The sequence below is a fragment of the Brevibacterium sp. Mu109 genome (genome assembly GCF_900169375.1).
GTDB classification, from domain to species: Bacteria; Actinomycetota; Actinomycetes; order Actinomycetales; family Brevibacteriaceae; genus Brevibacterium; species Brevibacterium yomogidense_A.
The window spans coordinates 1-1,568 of sequence record NZ_FXZF01000086.1; the positions used below are offsets into that span (position 1 = coordinate 1).

A 1,568-nucleotide genomic window follows, 5' to 3' on the forward strand; every position below is an offset into this window, starting at 1 on the left:
ATCGGACTACTGCACGACGTGCCTGAAGAGGTAGTGCGCTACTTCAACTGGGATTCGTGGACTCGTGACCTCGGCTACGACTACACCACCGCCGACAGCCCCAGTGGGGGCGTGTTCGTCTTCCGTAACCAGTAATGCCGGACAAGTCGCGGATCTTCAACGGGCAGACATGGCGACACGTACCTGCGCCGGCACTGCACAGCGGTGCCACCGTTGTCGTGGCCGTCGTGGAGCCCCACGCGATCGAGTCGTGCGCCCGGAGGCGCCACGGTTGCGCGCTTCGACCTGTGCCACTGCACAGCGGTGCCACCGTTGTCGTGGCCGTCGTGGAGCCCCAGGCGATCGAGTCGTGCAACCCTGCAGCGACCGTGCAACGTCAGATCGGCTCGTTGCACCGGTGGTTGCACGGCGCTCTTCCGCGTGATTGCAACGTTCTCCGGGGTGTTGCTGAGGGCTTGTGCGACTGTGCAACCAGAGGCGCGAAAGTTATCAACATAGACGCAGAGTGAAGCACGTTCAATCGCCCTACATTTTTTCTTGAAGGGTCGTTGCACAGTTGCACAGTACTGTCTCTTCGAGGTCAAGATCGTTGAGATCACACGGCAAAACGCTGTGCAACCACCTGTGCAACGAGTCTGAAATCTGTGCAACCGTGCAATGACTCGTTGCGCACGACCGCACGCCACAGCGGTGCGCTTCGACCCGTGCCACTGCACAGCGGTGCCACGGTTGTCGTGGCCCTCGTGGAGCAGCACGCGATCGAGTCACGCCCCGGAGATAGTACGCAATCATCGTTCTTTCATGGCCGTTCGCGGACCCAGATCATGACCCTTTCCTGGCCCCTTCGTGGTACCTGGCGGGCCGTGATCGAGGCCCTTGAGTGGCCCTTGATCGACACGGCGGTGTCACGACCGCACGCCACGGTTGAGCGCTCGACCCGTGCCCGCTGCACAGCGGTGCCACGGTTGTCGTGGCCCTCGTGGAGCAGCACGCGATCGAGTCATGCCCCGGAGATAGTACGCAATCATCGTTCTTTCATGGCCGTTCGCAGACCCAGATCATGGCCCTTTGCTGGCCCCTTCGTGGTACCTGGCGGGCCGTGGTCGAGGCCCTACTCGATACCCGCGACGTACCGCAGGGAGCACTCAGCGGGCCGCGGGCGAGGGCCCCCGATTGCCTGCTGCTCAACGAGCGCCGACGGCAAGCCCTGGCTTTCCAACTGGGCGTCGTGCGCTCGTGACCTCGGCTACGACTACACCACGGTCGCCAGTCCAAGCGGCGGCTGGTGGCTACTCGGGGTAGGGCCGAGGCACTACCCGACGGCCGACCGGCTTGCGCATGACCGGCCCGTCCTGCTCCTCCGGCAGTTCGTCGCGCAACGTGCCGCTGATCAGCTCAACGGGATCGAGGCCAAGGTGCCCCGCGACTTCGTCGAGCGTATCGAGAGTCAGATTCCGCTCGCCCCGCTCGATGCCCGCAACGTACCGAGGGGAGAGTCCGACGCGATGGGCGAGCGCCTCCTGGGAGAGGCTCCAGTGCCGTCGCTGACGCCTGAGATTCGCGCCTAG

The 1,568-nt window shown here is 64.1% G+C and carries 1 protein-coding gene; it reads right to left on the reverse strand.

Annotation, left to right across the window (positions count from 1 at the left end):
- Positions 1-1,289: 1,289 nt before the first annotated feature.
- Positions 1,290-1,568: helix-turn-helix domain-containing protein (locus tag BSP109_RS16520; RefSeq protein ID WP_101602050.1), on the reverse strand; the 279-nt coding region annotated here is incomplete at its 5' end.